At 73.4% G+C, this 13,635-nt stretch carries 11 protein-coding genes; 8 read left to right on the top strand and 3 right to left on the bottom strand.

What is annotated here, in order from left to right:
- Nucleotides 1-106 precede the first annotated feature (106 nt).
- From ACWCSU_RS08145 to ACWCSU_RS08125, 5 genes are all read left to right on the top strand, one after another.
- Nucleotides 107-2,278, top strand: a complete 2,172-nt coding sequence (locus ACWCSU_RS08145) for a serine/threonine-protein kinase (RefSeq protein WP_449934399.1) — start codon at nucleotides 107-109, stop codon at nucleotides 2,276-2,278.
- A gap of 48 nt (nucleotides 2,279-2,326) precedes the next feature.
- The gene (locus ACWCSU_RS08140) at nucleotides 2,327-2,899 is read left to right on the top strand and encodes a TetR/AcrR family transcriptional regulator (RefSeq protein WP_449934397.1); all 573 of its coding nucleotides are present in this window, start codon (nucleotides 2,327-2,329) and stop codon (nucleotides 2,897-2,899) included.
- Between the two features lie 66 nt (nucleotides 2,900-2,965).
- Nucleotides 2,966-4,156 carry a Cmx/CmrA family chloramphenicol efflux MFS transporter gene (locus ACWCSU_RS08135; RefSeq protein ID WP_449934395.1) on the top strand — a complete coding sequence of 397 codons (1,191 nt, stop codon included), beginning with the start codon at nucleotides 2,966-2,968 and terminating at the stop codon, nucleotides 4,154-4,156.
- 15 nt (nucleotides 4,157-4,171) lie between these two features.
- On the top strand, nucleotides 4,172-4,987 hold the full coding sequence (locus ACWCSU_RS08130) for an MOSC domain-containing protein (protein ID WP_449934393.1): 816 nt from the start codon (nucleotides 4,172-4,174) through the stop codon (nucleotides 4,985-4,987).
- A gap of 77 nt (nucleotides 4,988-5,064) precedes the next feature.
- Nucleotides 5,065-6,330, top strand: a complete 1,266-nt coding sequence (locus tag ACWCSU_RS08125; protein WP_449934391.1) for an MFS transporter — start codon at nucleotides 5,065-5,067, stop codon at nucleotides 6,328-6,330.
- Nucleotides 6,331-6,343: 13 nt separating this feature from the next.
- On the opposite strand, the gene ACWCSU_RS08120 is transcribed toward ACWCSU_RS08125, so the two are convergent.
- Both ACWCSU_RS08120 and ACWCSU_RS08115 read right to left on the bottom strand, forming a co-directional pair.
- A complete protein-coding gene (locus ACWCSU_RS08120) occupies nucleotides 6,344-7,918 on the bottom strand; it encodes a bifunctional 3'-5' exonuclease/DNA polymerase (protein ID WP_449934389.1) in 1,575 nt (524 codons plus the stop codon).
- A 15-nt stretch (nucleotides 7,919-7,933) separates the two neighbouring features.
- The gene (locus ACWCSU_RS08115; protein ID WP_449934387.1) at nucleotides 7,934-9,421 is read right to left on the bottom strand and encodes a metallophosphoesterase family protein; all 1,488 of its coding nucleotides are present in this window, start codon (nucleotides 9,419-9,421) and stop codon (nucleotides 7,934-7,936) included.
- Between the two features lie 129 nt (nucleotides 9,422-9,550).
- On the opposite strand from ACWCSU_RS08115, the gene ACWCSU_RS08110 reads away from it, so the two are divergent.
- A complete protein-coding gene (locus ACWCSU_RS08110; RefSeq protein WP_449934385.1) occupies nucleotides 9,551-9,958 on the top strand; it encodes a hypothetical protein in 408 nt (135 codons plus the stop codon).
- Here ACWCSU_RS08110 and ACWCSU_RS08105 read toward each other — a convergent pair.
- The gene (locus ACWCSU_RS08105) at nucleotides 9,937-11,511 is read right to left on the bottom strand and encodes an FAD-binding oxidoreductase (RefSeq protein ID WP_449934770.1); all 1,575 of its coding nucleotides are present in this window, start codon (nucleotides 11,509-11,511) and stop codon (nucleotides 9,937-9,939) included. The two genes, ACWCSU_RS08110 and ACWCSU_RS08105, sit on opposite strands and share 22 nt — an antisense overlap.
- Before the next feature lie 31 nt (nucleotides 11,512-11,542).
- Between ACWCSU_RS08105 and ACWCSU_RS08100 the strand changes: the two genes are divergently transcribed.
- Together ACWCSU_RS08100 and ACWCSU_RS08095 are read left to right on the top strand one after the other, a co-directional pair.
- On the top strand, nucleotides 11,543-12,052 hold the full coding sequence (locus ACWCSU_RS08100) for a TetR/AcrR family transcriptional regulator (RefSeq protein WP_357698184.1): 510 nt from the start codon (nucleotides 11,543-11,545) through the stop codon (nucleotides 12,050-12,052).
- Nucleotides 12,045-13,532 (top strand): glycerol-3-phosphate dehydrogenase/oxidase, encoded by a 1,488-nt coding sequence (locus tag ACWCSU_RS08095; RefSeq protein WP_449934383.1) that lies wholly within the window; start codon nucleotides 12,045-12,047, stop codon nucleotides 13,530-13,532. Before ACWCSU_RS08100 ends, ACWCSU_RS08095 begins: the two co-directional genes overlap by 8 nt.
- The last annotated feature ends 103 nt before the right edge of the window (nucleotides 13,533-13,635 follow it).

Here is a 13,635-nt window from a genome sequence, read left to right as displayed (position 1 = left end):
TTTCCGCCGATATCGTGGCGAACCTCATAATCTGCAAGTAGCGCATGGCGCACGGTGTCGCGTACGGCGATCTACCGCACGAAGTGGTCACGCTCTGATGTGACAGATGAGGCTGAATGGGGGCGGCAAGATGGCAGCCGACCGCTTGCTCGGCGGGCCCGGCCCGGACCAGGGTGCACCGGGGGGTGACCCGCAGAGCCAGGGGCGTCTGGTCGGCAGGCGTTACCGGTTGATGTCGCCGGTCGGCAGGGGCGGCATGGGGATGGTGTGGCACGCCCACGACGTACTGCTCGACCGGGACGTCGCGGTGAAGGAGCTGATCCTGCCGTACGGGCTGGATCAGGCGGGCACGCAGACGGCGCACCGGCGCATGCTGCGCGAGGCCAGGTCGGCCGCGCGGCTGACGCATCCGGGCATCGTCACCGTCCACGACGTCGTCGAGGAGGACGGCCGTCCGTGGATCGTGATGGAACTGGTCCGCGCCTGGTCGCTGGAGCAGGCCGTACGGCAGAGCGGGCCGCTGCCGGTGATCCAGGCCGCCGAGATCGGCATCCGCGTGCTCGACGCCCTCCGGCACGCGCACGCGTCCGGCATCCTGCACCGCGACATCAAGCCGGGCAACGTGCTGCTGACCTCGGACCGGGTGGTGCTGACCGACTTCGGCATCGCCGCCATCGAGGGCGACGTGACGATCACGCAGACCGGGCTGCTCATGGGCTCGCCCGCGTACGTGCCGCCGGAGCGGCTGTCCGGTCAGCCGATCGGGCAGGCGGCCGACCTGTGGTCCTTCGGCGCGACGCTGTACGCGGCCGTGGAGGGGCGGCCGCCGTACGAGGGGCCGGACGCGATCGCCGTGCTGGGCGCGGTGCTCACCCAGGAGCCGGTCAGGCCGCAGCGGGCCGGCTCGCTGCTGCCGGTGATCGAGGGCCTGCTGCGCAAGAACCCGGCCGAACGACTCGCCTCCGAGCAGGTCGCCGAGATGCTCGAAGCGGTGCTGCGCGCCCACGGCTCGGCCCGGCCGCGCCCGGTCGAGACGCTGCCGGGCGAGCCGGACCAGACGCCGCTGGGGCTGATGCCGCCGCTGGAGTTCCCGTCCGGGCCGATGCCGTCGCGCATCGTGGAGACCCCTTCGGGGCCGGTGCGGGTGCCGTACGACCCGCTGGCCGGCCCGGCGGGCGGGTACGCGATGCCGCCCTACGACGGGCTGTCGAGCCCGTCGGGCAGCCACCGCACCGACCAGCTCCCGTCCCCGGCCGGCGGCTTCGACGCCTTCGGCGGCCCCTCGGGGCCGCACCGGATGGAGCCGCCCGCCGACGACCCCGACGACCTCGACGCGCCCGTCCCGCCCGCGCCGCAGCCGATCCTGCCGCTGACCTCGGACAGCAGGGCGGCGGCCACCTCGGCCCCGTGGCCGCTGGCCTCGGCCGACGACCTGCGCGAGCACTCGCGCGACCTGTCGCACGACATCAGCCACAGCCGCCTGGCGACCCTGCCCGGCTCCTCGCCGCGCTCCGGCGCCACGCGCACCGGCCAGTCGCGGACCGGCTCCACACGCACCGGCTCCACACGCACCGGCTCGACGCGAACCGGCTCCGCGCGGACGGGTCCCTCGCGCTCCGGCTCCTCGCGTTCCGGCACGAGCCGCCGCCGGGCCCAGGAGGGCGGCGGCCCCTGGACGCGTGACGGCAGGCCCACGCCGCTGCTGATCGCCGGCGCGGTCGCGGGCGTGGCCGTGGTGATCGGCGCGATCGCGGTCATCCTGTCCGGCGGCTCGCCCCAGGTCTCGCCCGTCGCGTCGCCGGGCGCCTCCGCGAGCGCGGCGCCGAGCAAGGCCGGACCGTCCCCGGTGCCCGACGGCTACAAGGAGCACACCGCGCCCGGCTTCGCGGCGGCGGCGCCGGACGGCTGGAAGCTCGCCACCTCGGGGGACGCAGCCACGTTCACCGGCCCCAGGGACTCCGGCACGCGGATCACGGTCGAGCAGGCCGCCCCGCAGGCCGACGGCCTCGCCGAGCTGAGCCGGCGCGAGGCCGACGGCGGCGTGGAGGGCTACATCCAGGTGCAGCTCCAGGCCACGGACTACCGGGGCTGGAAGGCCGCCGACTGGGAGTACACCTACACCTCGGCGGACGGCGTCCCGATGCACGCCCTGACCCGGTACGTCACGCTCGACGACAAGACCGCCTTCACGATCTCGTTCGACATGCCCGAGCTGAAGTGGGACGACCAGGCCGAGGCCCGCAAGGTGTTCCTGGACACGTTCCGCCAGACCACCTGACCCCCCATATTTGTATCGATCAGTCCAAAACGTGCTAGCGTGCTCGTCATGGCACGACCACGCACGTTCGAGGAGGACCGCGCCGTCGAGGCAGCCATGCGCGCGTTCTGGGACGCGGGCTACGAAGGCACCTCGACCCAGGACCTGTGCGCGGCCACCGGCCTCGGCCGCAGCAGCATCTACAACACCTTCGCGAGCAAGCGCGATCTCTACGAGCGGGCCCTTCGCCACTACCACGAGGAGCGCACGTCCGCGCTGATCGAGCTCATGGACTCCGGCCTGCCGGTCGTGGAGAAGATCCGGACCGTGCTGTGGCAGGCGGTCGATCCGGAGGCCGACGACCCGGCCGGCTGCCTGGTGGTCAACGCCCTGGTGGAGGTGGCCCCGCACGATCCCGGCATCGCCGCCCTGCTGCGCCGCGACGGCGAGCGACGGGTGGAGGCGCTGCGCGGCGCGATCGAGCGCGGGCAGGCCCTCGGCGAGATCGACGCGGACAAGGACGCCCTGGCGCTGGCGCACTTCGTCGTGGCCACGATCAGCGGCTTGCGCGTCGCGGCCAGGGGCGGGGCCGACCGGGCGGTGCTCGAATCCATCGCCACGACCGCGCTGACCGCCTTCTGACCTCGCGTCGTTCTTTTTTTGGTGCCCGAATTTTGTACTGAACGTTCTAAAACAGGAGTGTCGATCATGCCTTTGGCGGTGTTCATCCTGGGGTTGGCGATCTTCGCCCAGGGCACCTCGGAGTTGATGCTGGCCGGACTGCTGCCGGAGATGGCCGCCGACCTCGGCGTGTCCGTCCCGGACGCGGGGCTGCTGATCTCGGCGTTCGCGATCGGGATGCTGGTGGGGGCGCCGGTGCTGGCGGTGGTCACGTTGCGGTGGCCGCGCCGTACGGCGTTGCTGACGTTCATGCTGGTCTTCACGCTGACGCACGTGGCCGGGGCCCTGACGTCGAGCTACGGCCTGCTGTTCGCCACCCGCGTGGCGGGCGCGGTCGTCTACGCCGGGTTCTGGGCGGTCGCGGCCTCCACGGCGATCGGCCTGGTGCCGCCGAACGCCAGGGGCAAGGCCATGAGCGTGCTGGTGGGCGGGCTGACCGTGGCCACCGTCCTCGGGCTGTCCCTGGGCACGGTCATCGGCCAGCACCTCGGCTGGCGCGCCGCGTTCTGGGCCGTGGCCGCGCTGTCGGCGCTGGCGGCCGTGGGCGTTCTGGCCACGATCCCCGGCGACCGGCCGGAGCGGGAGAACGCGCCGCGCATCGCCGACGAACTGCGCTCGACGCTGAACCCGCGCCTGTGGATCGCCCTCGCCACCACCTCGCTGGCGACCGGCGCGCTGCTGGTCTCCTTCAGCTACCTGAGCGCGATGCTGGTGGACACCACGGGCATGGAGGCGGCCTGGGTGCCCGCCGTCCTGGCCCTGTACGGCGTCGGCGCGACGATCGGCATCACCATCGGCGGGCGCACCGCCGACGCGCGCCCGTTCCCGACCCTGTACGCGGGCATCGCCGGCCTGGTCGTGACCTCGGTCCTGCTGGCCCTGGCGGCGCCGGTCGCGGTGCTGGCCGTCCCGCTGATCGTGCTGCTCGGGGCGTTCGGCTTCGCCACCAACCCGACGCTGAACACCCGCGCCTTCACCCTGGCCAAGGACGCCCCCACGATGGCCGCCGCGATGAACGTCTCCGCCTTCAACGTCGGCATCACCGTCGGCCCGTGGCTCGGCGGGCTGGCCATCGGGGCGGGCGCCGGGTACCCGTCCGTGGGCTGGATCGGGGCCGTGCTCGGCGTCGCGGCCCTGGGCACGGTGGCCCTGTCCGCCCGTACGCGCCGGGAGCCGGTCGCCGCGGCCCACCGGGCCGAGGCCGTCCCGAGGCCGTGAGGTACCGTCCTGGCCATGGAACTGGCGAGCATCCACTTCTATCCCGTCAAGTCCACCGCCGGACACGACGTCCACCGGGCCGAGGTGCAGCCGTGGGGGCTGGCCGGCGACCGGCGGTACCTGGTGACCGACGGGCAGGGCGGCCTGCTGACCGCCCGCGAGCACCCGATGCTGCTGGCCTGCGTCGCCGAGCTGGACGGCGACACCCTCACCCTGACCGGCCCGCACGCGCCCCCACTGCGCGTCACCCCTGCCGACACCCTGACCACGGTGACCGTCTGGCGCACGCCGGTCGAGCTCACCGACTGCGGCGACGACGCGGCCCGCTGGCTGTCGGACCTGATCGGCCGTCCGGCGCGGCTGGCCTGGCTCGACGACCCGACCCGCCGTCCCGTCAACCCCGAGTACGGCCTGCCCGGCGACCGGGTGAGCCTGGCCGACGGCTACCCCCTGCTGCTGACCACGACCGCGTCCCTCGACCGGCTCAACGACTGGATCGCCGAGACGGCGGCCGAGCGCGGCGAGGAGGTCCGGCCGCCCCTGCCCATGGGCCGCTTCCGGCCCAGCGTGGTGATCGACGGGGCGGAACGGCCGTTCGCCGAGGACGAGTGGCGGCGGCTGCGCATCGGCGAGGTCTCCTTCCGGGTCACCAAGGGCTGCGACCGCTGCGTGCTGACCACGATCGACACCGCGACCTACGCCAAGGGCAAGGAGCCCATCAGGACGCTGTCCCGCCACCGCAAGTGGGACGGCAAGGTCTGGTTCGGCGTCAACCTGATCCCGGACGCCCCCGGCACGATCACCGTGGGGGATTCCGTCACCATCTTCTGATAGAAGGCACCTTTCCCAAGAGAAATGGATGCCTGTCCTCTTTAGGGTGATGTCGGGGTATATGCGAGACTTCACAGGTGACCAGCACCCCCACGAAACCCCCCGTCTCCCTGCCTGACCTCGTCAACGTCCAACGCCGGACCCTGGTCGTCCTGTCCGCCGCGCAGATCGTGGGCGGTGTGGGCGTGGCCGTCGGGCTGGCGCTCAGCTCGGTGGTCGTCGACGAGCTGTCCGGCTCGACCGTGATCAGCGGGTTCGCCGGGACCGCGACCGTGCTCGGGGCGGCGCTGCTCGCGCTGCCGACCGCGCGGCTGTCGACCGTGGGGGGACGCCGGGCGGGCCTGTCGCTGACCTACCTGGCGGCGCTGGCGGGCTGCGCTATCTCGGTGGCCGCGATCAGCCTGGGGAACTGGCCGCTGCTGCTGGCCGGGCTGGTGCTGGTCGGCGGTGGCAGCGCGGGCAGCCTGGCCGCCCGCTACTCGGCCACCGATCTGTCGCCGCAGGGCCACGCGGGCCGGCATCTGTCGCTGGTGGTGTGGGCCTCGACGGTCGGCTCGGTCGCCGGGCCCAACCTGGCCGAGCCCGCCGACCGGATGGGCATCCAGGCGGGGCTGGCGGCCAAGGCCGGGCCGTTCGCGTTCGCGGCGCTGGCGTTCGCCGTGGCGCTGGTGATCATCATCGGCGGCCTGCGTCCCGACCCGCTCAAGCTGGCCCGCGAGCTGGACGGCGCCCCGGAGCCCGGCCCCGGCCGCCATCGCACGATCAGGACGGGCCTGCGGACGCTGCGCGAGACCCCCATGGCCCGCCGCGCGCTGGTCATGATCGCGGTCTCGCACACCGCGATGGTCTCGATCATGTCGATGACCCCCGTGAAGCTCCACCACGACGGCTCGACCCTGAACGTCATCGGCCTGGTGATCAGCCTGCACATCGCCGGCATGTACATGCTCTCGCCGGTCGTGGGCTGGCTGTCCGACCGGGCGGGCAAGGTGCCGGTGCTGCTGCTCGGCTCGGCGCTGCTGCTCGCGGCGGCCGTCCTGGCGGGCACGGCCGGGCACCGGGTGTGGCAGGTGACCACCGCCCTGATCGTGCTCGGGCTCGGCTGGTCGTGCGGGCTGGTGGCCGGGTCGGCGCTGGTCACCGAGTCGGTGCCGATCGACCGCCGTCCCGCCGTGCAGGGCCTGTCCGACCTGCTCATGAACGTCTGCGGCGCCACCGGGACGATCATCGCGGGCGCCATCGTGGGCATCCTGTCCTACGGCGTGCTCGGCCTGGTCGTCGGCGTCATGGTCACCCTGTCCGGCCTCTGGCTGGCCTCGGCCCGCTACCGCGAACGCGCCTGACCGGCTCGGACGGTCACTTGGCGTCGCCGTAGCAGGCGACGGCGACGGTCTCCATCGGGAAGCGCACCGGGGTGGAGCCGAACAGCAGCCTGCTCGCCTCGGCCGCCGCCGTCGTCACCGCCGCGGCCACCTCCTCCGCCTGCTCCAGCGGGCAGTGCACCATGACCTCGTCGTGCTGGAAGAACACCAGCCTGGCGGGCTCGGGCAGCAGCCCGCGCAGCACCGCCAGCAGCGCCAGCGCCCATTCGGCCGCCGTGCCCTGCACCACGAAGTTCCTGGTGAACCTGCCCCGGTCGCGGGCCGCCCGCCCGCCCTCCGGGCCGGACACGAGCTCCTTCCACCGCCCGGACGGCGGCGGGCTGGTACGCCCGAGCCACGACCGGACCAGCCGCCCTTCTTCCCCTGCCTTGGCCGCGTCCTCCACGAACTGGTACGCCTTCGGGAAGCGCTGCCGCATGACGGCCAGCAGCTTGGAGGCGTCGCCGCTGGTGCCGCCGTACATGGCGGACAGCATCGCGATCTTGGCATTGGCGCGCTCGCCCCCGAACGACCGGGCCAGCGCAGAGTAGAGGTCGATCTCCCCCGCCGCCCTGGCCAGCCCTCCGTCGCCGGCCATCGCGGCCAGCACCCTCGGCTCCAGCTGGGCCGCGTCGGCGACGACCAGCGTCCATCCCTCGTCGGCCACCACGACCCGGCGCATCACCTTGGGGATCTGCAGCGCCCCGCCGCCGCTGGTCGCCCACCGTCCGGACACCACGCCGCCGACGACGTACTCGGGGCGGAAGCGCCCGCCGCGCACCCACTGGTCGGCCCAGACCCAGCCGTGGAAGCTGTACAGCCGGGCCAGCTCCTTGTAGGCCAGCAGCGGCGCGACGGCCGGGTGCTCGATCTTCTTCAGCTCCCACGACCGGGTCGTCTTCAGCGCCACCCCCGCGCCCTTGAACGCCTTGACGAGCTGCTGCACCGAGTCGGGGTTGACCGGGTGCCCGAAGGCCGCCGCCACCTCGTCGGCCAGCGCCTGCAGCTTGGCCGGGCGCATGCCGTGCACGGGACGCGGTCCGAGCATGTCGGTGAGCAGCGCGTCGTGCACGTCCCGGCGCCAGGGCATGCCCTCGTCCGACATCTCGGCGGCGACCAGCGCGCCCGCGGACTCGGCGGCGACCAGCAGCCGGAAGCGGCCCGGCTCGGGCAGCGCCTCGATGCGGCGGAGCTGCTCGGCCAGCACCTCGGCCACCGCCTCGGCCCCCAGCGGCTCGGGCGCGAACAGCGTGCCGGACACGCTCGGCTGGTCGTCGGGCACCGGCAGGCCGTGCAGCCGGGCATGCGCGGCCCGCGCTGAGCGCGGCTCGCCGTAGCGGCCCTCGTGGGCGAGCAGCAGCCCCTCGGTGAGCGCGAGGTCGTGGCAGCGCGCGACCCGCACACCCTGCTCCAGCAGCGGCGGGTACGTCTCCCGCGTGTCGGCCCAGACCCACCGCGGCCCGGCCCCGGCCTCCAGCTCCCGCACCGCGGACGCCGGATCGGCCACGCGCCGGGCCGTTCCCCCGACGGGGAGCACCGTCTCCCCTGCTACCACGACATACACGCACATAAGGGTGCCAAACAGCTACGACAAACCGATGTGCACCTCGTCCTCCAGCGGCGGCCGGAGCTCCTGCTCCAGGCAGCCGGTGGCGGCGAAGCACCGCAGGGTCAGCCGGTCGGGCGTGACCGACACGTGCAGGAACTGCTTGAAGAACGGCGGGTGGTCCCAGTCGGACAGCTCCGACAGGAAGCGGTGGAACACCTTGTCCACCGGCAGCCTGAACGGCCACGGCCAGGCCCCGAGCAGCCGCGCCGCCCAGCGCATCCGCCGGGTGACCGTGACCTGGCCCTCGATCGGCCGGGCCGGCCGGTTGCCGATCCGGCTCGACATGATGCACACCGCTTCCTCGGGCGTGAGGCGCAGCCACTTCATCCGCAGCCGGCGGGCGTAGAGCTGGCTGTAGAAGGACAGCGAGTCGCCGCGCAGCGGGTAGCACTTGAAGTCGTCCTCGGCCACGCCGGCGACGTCCACCCTGTCGATGATGTGGGTGGCGTGCATGAACGCGCCGCCGCCGCCGGTCACGACGTACTGGATCACCCGGTCGCCCACCTTGACCGGATAGCGCTGGTAGTTGTGCACGTCTCCGCCGATGGCCGCGACGTACCGGTGGGCCGGGTCGCGCACGATGTCATCGATCGTGCCGCCTTCCTCCAGCAGTGACGGCTTGTGGACGTTGCCGGTGTAGATGGGCTTCCCGGTCACCAGGATCTTCGGCCGCGGGTCGAGCGAGACGCGGCGCAGCCAGGCCGTCTGCGCCTTGTCGATCACGTTCTTGATGCCGGTGTCCACGCCCACGATCACCAGGCTGTCGCTCTCGATCGCCCAGTACGACGCCGGCTGCACGGCCTGCTGGGCCGGCCGCCCCCGCAGCTTGCGCGCCTCGGCCAGCTTCGCCTCGTCGATCGTCTCCGGCTTGCGCCACAGCAGGCCGCGCAGCCCGCGGTCCGGCTTGGGCTTGAGTGGCGGGGCGTCGCAGAAGACCCGCATGAAGCCGCCGAGCCCGTCGTACCAGTCGTGGTTGCCGGGGATGGCGTAGATCGGCGCCTCGTAGTCCTGGTACGGGCGGAAGAACTTGTTCCCGTACTCGTTGCCCGACCCCGTCGGGTAGATGACGTCGCTGGCGATGACGGCGAACGACGTGTCCTGCCCCAGCCTCAGCATGCCGGGGACGACGGCGTACTGGGAGGCGTCGCCCTCGCCGGTGTCGCCGAGGATCAGGAAATTGAAATTTCCCCCGACGCCGGGCTTGATGCGAAATTCCGGATCTATCCCGCGCGCTTCCTGAGCCGCGATCCACCGTTCCCGCACCTCCCCGGAAGGATCACCGAACAAGCCGGCCAGGATCTCGTTCCTGGACAACCAGAGCGTGCGTAAATTAAACCAGGTGAATCCGCCCTTGTCCGGCCTGAGCTGGGCGAACGTCCCCGGTTCCGCACAGGCCCAGCCGGCCCCCGCCTCCGACACCCGTGAGGAATGTTGTTTCCCGCGCTCGGCCGCCACTTCCACCATGACCACATCTTTACCGGCATCTTCCATTCGCGCACACTCCACGCTCCGTACTCCCGGAAACACAGATGGTGCGGCATGGTGTAACCTCACGTCCCCAAGCAAGCCCTTGGGACGCGGAGGTGGGCTCCCATGAACCGGAACGGCCCGGACGACGCGACCCGGATGGGCACCCCCGACGCGGCGGCCGTGCAGGCGCTGCTGGCCTACGCCCTGCGCCTGCCCCGGTGGGGCCGGGGCGCCGAACGGGCCCGCGAGGCCATCGCGCAGAGCCGGGCGCTGGCCGCCGGCTCCCCCGCCGAGTACACCGGCCTGCTGGTCCACTGCCTGCGCACCACGGCCGGGCTGCTGCTCGACCGCTCCCGCGCCGTCGAGGCGCTGCCCATGGCGCAGGAGGCGGTGGCGCTCAGCCGCGGGCTCGGCGGCGGCCACCTCGCGGTCTCGCTGTACCGGCTGGCCGAGGCGTACGAGGCGCTCCACCGCTACAGCGACGCCGCCGAGACGCTGGCCGAGGCCGATCAGATCCCGGGCGGCGACTGAGGCACGAGCACCCCGGGGTTGAGGATCCCGGCCGGGTCGAGCCGGTCCTTGACCGCCTGGAGCACTCCCACGCCCAGCGGGCCCAGCTCCGCGCCGTAGGCGTCCCGGTGGTCGCGGCCCACCCCGTGGTGGTGCGAGATCGTGCCGCCGGCCTCGACGATGGCCGCGTTCACCGCCTGCTTGGCCCGCTCCCACTGCTCGACGGGGTCGCCCTCCTGCGGGGTCACGACGGTGAAGTACAGCGACGCGCCGGTCTCGTACACGTGGGAGACGTGGCACATGACCAGCGGCGAGCCGAGGGCGCCGAGCAGGGCCAGCCGGACGGCGTCGTACAGGCGCGGCAGGTTCGACCAGAACCCGGCCGTCTCCAGGGTCTCCACGGTGGCCCCCGCGCCGAGCAGCGAGTCGCGCAGGTACGGCGCGGAGAAGCGGCCGTGCTCCCATGCCTGGCCGGGCTCGGGGCCCAGCGGCTCGCCGCCGTGCCGGGCCAGGACCGCGGCGGCCGCGGCGTGCCGGTGGCCGATCCAGTCGCCCTCGACGCCGAGGATCACCAGGCAGCCGGAGCCGCCGCCGCCGATCGCGTCCGGCCGGGCCAGGCCGATCATGGTCTCGGTCTCGTCGGAGAGCCGCAGCACGGTAGGAAGCGGGCCGTCCTGGGCGAGTGCCCGCACGGCGGCCGTCCCCGCTCGGAACGACTCGAACCGCCAGCCCTCGTAGCGGCGCTCGGCCGGACGCCTGCGCACCCGCAGCCGCAGCGACGTGATGACACCGAACGCCCCCTCCGACCCCAGGACGAGCTGGCGCAGGTCGGGCCCGGCCGCGGACTTCGGCGCGCGGCCGAGCTCCAGCGTCCCGGACGGCGTGGCCAGCGTGAGGCCGACGACCATGTCGTCGAAGCGGCCGTACCCGGCCGAGGCCTGGCCGCTGGAGCGGGCCGCGGCGAAGCCGCCGAGCGTGGCGTACTCGAAGGACTGGGGGAAGTGCCCGAGCGTGAGGCCGTGCTCGGCGAGCAGCCGCTCGGCCTCGGGGGCGCGCACGCCCGGCTCGAAGTCGGCGACCATCGACTCGGCGTCGACCGAGCGCAGCCGGTCGAGCCTGCCCAGGTCGAGCGCGATCACGCCGGTGAAGCCGGCCCGCGCGGCCACGAGCCCGCCGACGACGGAGGTGCCGCCGCCGAACGGCACGACCGCGACCCGCTCGGCCGCGCACAGCCGCAGCAGCTCAGCCACCTCGTCGTGCGAGCCGGGCAGCACGACCGCGTCGGGGGCGTCGGACCCGTCGCCGGCGCGCATCCGCAGCAGGTCGGGCGTGGACTTGCCGCGCGTGTGCCGCAGCCTGGCCTCGTGCGACGTCAGCACGTGCGCGGGCCCGGCGACGGCCGCGAGGGCGGCCAGCACCGGCTCGGGCAGCGCGACCGGCGGCAGCCGCACGTCGTCGAAGGCGGCGGCCGGGGTTTCGGGCGCGCGCACGCCGAGGAGGTCGTGCAGCAGCTTGCGGATCTGTTCGGGCAGCTCGCGGGCCTTGGCGGGGTCGCCCCAGCCACACCAGAGCATGGGTTCACCGGTCACGCATACACTGTGACACATGACGTCGAACCGTCACAATGAGGGCGTGCTGGACGCGGCGCGCGCGTGCGTGCTGGCCTACGGCGTGCGCAGGACCACGCTCACGGACGTGGCCAGGCGGGCGGGCGTGTCGCGGATGACGATCTACCGCCGCTGGCCGGACGTGCGCTCGCTGGTCGCCGACCTGATGACGCGGGAGTGGGTCGCGGTGGTGTCGCGGCTCGACCTGTCCGATCCGGTACGCGCGATCGTGGACGGCGTACGCGGGCTGCGCGCGCACCCGCTGTGGCGGAAGATCGTGGAGGCGGACCCGGAGCTGCTGCTGCCGTACCTGCTGGACCGGCGGGGGGCGAGCCACGAGGCGGTGCTGGCCCTGCTGGAGCCGGCCGTCGGCGGCCCGGCCAGGGCGCGGGCCGTGCTGCTGGTGGCCCAGTCGTTCCTGCTGTCGGCCCCCACGATGCTCGACCCCGTGACGCTCGACGACCTGGACGCCGAACTCGCCGCGCTGCTGGAGGCCTACCTTGGATAGCTCGCTGAACGCCCGCAGAAGGTCGTACGAACTGGGCGTGGTCGCCGGGGAGCGGCTCGACGTGCTGGTGGTGGGGCTCGGTGCGACGGGAGCCGGCGCGGCCCTGGACGCCGCCTCCCGCGGCTTGAGGGTAGCCGCGATCGACGCGCACGACCTGGCTTTCGGCACGTCGAGGTGGAGCTCCAAGATGGTCCACGGCGGGCTGCGCTACCTGGCCAAGGGCCAGGTGGACGTGGCCTACGAGAGCGCGGTCGAGCGCGGCATCCTGCTCAGGACGACGGCTCCGCACCTGGTCAAGGCGCATCCGTACCTGCTGCCGCTGACGCCGGCGGTCGACCGGCGGCAGGCCGCCGTGGTGATGGCCGGCTACCGGCTCGGCGACGGGCTGCGGACCGCCGCGCGCACCCCGCGCCGCCTGCTGCCCGGCCCCACGCGGCTCGGCGCGGCGCGCGCCCACACGCTCGCCCCGGTGCTGGCGCGCGACGGCCTGCGCGGCGGCCTGCTGTCCTGGGACGGCCGGCTGCTCGACGACGCCCGCCTGGTCGTGGCGCTGGCCAGGACCGCCGCCGGGCACGGCGCCCGCGTCCTGACCCGCTGCCGGGCCCTGCGGCTCACGGACGAGGGCGCCGAGGTGCGCGACGAGCTGACCGGCGAGCAGTTCACCGTCCGGGCCAGGGCGGTGGTCAACGCGACGGGCGTGTGGGCCGGGCAGCTCGACCCGGCGGTGCGGCTGCGTCCGTCCAGGGGCAGCCACCTCGTGCTCGACGCGGGGACGTTGCCGGGGCTGATCGCCGGCATGCACGTGCCCATTCCCGGAGAGACCAACCGATTCGCGCTCGTACTTCCCCAGGGCGACGGGCGCGTCTACGTCGGGCTGACCGACGAGCCGGTGGACGGGCCGGTGCCGGACGTTCCCGATGTGCCCGCGGAGGACGTCACAGCGCTCCTGGAGGTGCTGAACGGCATCCTTGAGGCCCGGGTGACCCCTGAGGCGGTCGCGGGCGCGTACGCGGGCCTGAGGCCGCTTCTGGCCGCCGACGGCCGCACGGCGGACCTCTCGCGCCGGCACGCGGTCCTGTCGGACGGCGGCGTGGTCACGGTCGTCGGGGGCAAACTCACCACATACCGGCGAATGGCCGAGGACGCCGTGGACCGGGCAGTCTCCCTCAAAGAGCTCGACGCCGGACCGAGCCGGACGAAGAAGATCCCCCTGGTCGGCGCCGGACCGCAGCCGGGCGGCGTGCCGGCGCGGCTCACCGAGCGGTACGGCAGCGAGGCCGAGGCGGCGTACGAGCTGGTCAAGGCCCATCCGGAAGAGGTCGGGCTCGGCCTGACCAAGGGCGACCTGCTCTGGTCGGTCCGGCACGAGGGCGCGCTGGACGAGGCCGACCTGCTGGACCGCAGGACCAGGATCGGCCTGGTCGCCGCCGACCGCGTTCGGGCGCTGCCCGCGACACGCGACGTGCTCGGGAACCGGTGACCCCGCCCCCGAACCCGCCGATGCGTTAGGTTATCCTTACCTAATTCGTCGGGAAGGGAGAGGCGTTGGCGAGGGGCTGCGAGCACATGGCGGGCTGCCACAC

This window comes from Nonomuraea sp. NPDC001699, from assembly GCF_053596455.1.
Note: the sequence above shows the minus strand (reverse complement) of the source record. Positions and strands in the feature narration are given on the sequence as shown.